Genomic DNA, 2,332 nt, shown 5'->3' with positions numbered 1-2,332 from the left:
AAAGTTGATATACCCATTTTTGAGAATATCTTCAGCAAACCATCGTTTACAGATTTTACATAGTTTTTGTGCAGTGTTTTAATATCAAGGTTGGTTTCCAGGCTGCCATTGTTTTTAACGGTTTCAATGGTTGATAATGCCAGGTATGGATTAATGGCTGTCGCGCCAAATGCCAGTAAACAGGCAAAATGGTGAACTTCCCATGCGTCGCCGGTTTCAACAACCAAGCCAACATCACCTCTGCGGCCTTTTTTAACCAAATGATGGTGAACTGCAGATACCGCCAGTAACGAAGGTATAGGCGCGTGCTCAGAATCAATGGCACGGTCAGACAGGATCAATACCTCAAAGCCATCATCAACCGCGTCTTCGGCATAGCGGCAAAGCCTTGCAATACCTTTTTCAAGGGAGCCCGGCATGCCATCGGCATTAAAGTATGTTTGCAGTGTTTTGGCGTGGAACAGGCCGGTATCAATACTACGCAGTTTTTCTAACTGGTGATTTTTTAATATCGGGTGTTTTAAAACCACACAGTGGCAGTGCATTTTATCCTCATCAAGCAGGTTGCCGTTGTTACCAATAAAGGTAGCCAAACTCATTACCAAACGCTCACGGATAGGATCTATCGGCGGATTGGTAACCTGCGCGAAGAATTGTTTAAAGTAGCTTGACAGGTGCTGAGGCTTGTCTGACAATATAGCCAGAGGCACATCGGTACCCATTGAGCCTACAGGCTCTTTACCGTCAACCGCCATTGGTTTAATGATGGTATCAAGATCCTCACGGCTGTAACCAAACACCTGCTGATAGCGGAACACTGATGCTTCTGAAAGGCTGGCAAAGGCTATACGCGGTTCTGCAAGCTCGCTCAGGTTTATCTTATAGTTCTCTAACCAACGGCCGTAAGGCTGTTGTGAGGCTATTTGTTTTTTGATCTCGTCGTCAGTAATGATACGGGCCTGCTCGGTATCAATCAGCAACATTTTGCCCGGCTGTAAACGGCCTTTACGCAAAACAGTGCTTTCGTCAATAGCCAGTGTACCGGCCTCAGATGCGGCAATTACACGACCATCATTCGTGATCACATAACGCAGCGGGCGCAAGCCATTACGGTCAAGCACGGCACCAACCAGTTTACCATCGGTAAAGCTGATAGCAGCCGGGCCATCCCAGGGCTCCATTAAGGTAGCATGGTATTCGTAGAACGCCTTTTTAACCGGGTCCATTTGCTCGTTACCATCCCAGGCCTCTGGTATCAGCATCATCATTACATGCGGTAATGAGCGGCCTGAGTGCAGTAATATTTCAATAATGTTATCCAAACAGGCAGAATCTGACTGGTTATTATCGATCACCGGCATGATCATTTCCATTTCTTCGGCACTAAAGTATGACGAAGCGTATGATTTTAAGCCAGAGTAAAACCAGTTCAGGTTACCGGTAAGGGTATTGATCTCGCCATTGTGCGCGATCAAACGGAACGGCTGAGCAAGTTTCCATGAAGGGAAAGTATTGGTTGAGAAACGCGAGTGGATCATGGCAAAGCCAGACGCGATACGCGGATCTGTTAAGTCTGAATAATATTTACGCAGCTGGTAAGTAGTTACCTGGCCTTTGTAAACAATGGTTTTGCATGAAAGCGAGGTAAAATAAAAATGATCACCTGCGCCGGCTATGGTTTCGGTAATAGTTTTATTAATATACCTTCTTAATATAAAGAGTTTACGTTCAAAATCATCAACATTGGTGATGCTGGTTGGCCTGGCAATAAAAATTTGCTCTACATCCGGTTCGGCCTGGCGGGCGGTTTCGCCAACGGTCGAAGAATCAACAACCAGTTTACGGTAACCTAATTTAATTAGCCCTAACTTTTCAATGGCGCTGGTGATAACCATACGGCAAGCTTTTTTCTGTGCCGAATCTTTAGGGAAAAATATCATCCCCACACCATACTCACCCGGTTCAGGCAGGCTGATCTCCAGGTTTGAGCATTCTTCCATCAAAAACTCATGTGGTAATTGTATCAGTATACCGGCCCCATCGCCGGTTTCAGGGTCGCACCCGCAAGCGCCGCGGTGTTCCATGTTTTCAAGCATGGTAAGCGCGTCGTCAATGATCTGGTTAGTTTTATGACCATTAATATTGGTTATAAATCCAGTTCCGCAGGAGTCGTGTTCAAATTCTGGCCTGTAAAGGCCCTGGTGGCTCTCAGTTTGATTCATCGTAAAATATAAACCAGTTTTATAAAAAGGGTGTAATTACGAAATTACTAAATACTACATAAATTATAAAATCATCGGTTATTTTTAAAAATTTCTAAAAAATCCATTAC

The 2,332-nt window shown here is 44.6% G+C and carries 1 protein-coding gene; it reads right to left on the bottom strand.

From position 1 onward, the window contains the following. On the bottom strand, window positions 1-2,222 hold a 2,222-nt coding region (locus tag AAGC65_RS25925), incomplete at its 3' end, for a glutamate synthase central domain-containing protein (RefSeq protein WP_343115352.1). Between the last annotated feature and the right edge of the window lie 110 nt (window positions 2,223-2,332).

Origin of the sequence: Mucilaginibacter sp. (assembly GCF_039207105.1) — a bacterium.
Classification (GTDB): Bacteria; Bacteroidota; Bacteroidia; order Sphingobacteriales; family Sphingobacteriaceae; genus Mucilaginibacter.
The sequence above is the reverse complement of the archived record's forward strand: the minus strand, read 5'-3'. Positions and strand labels throughout refer to the sequence as shown.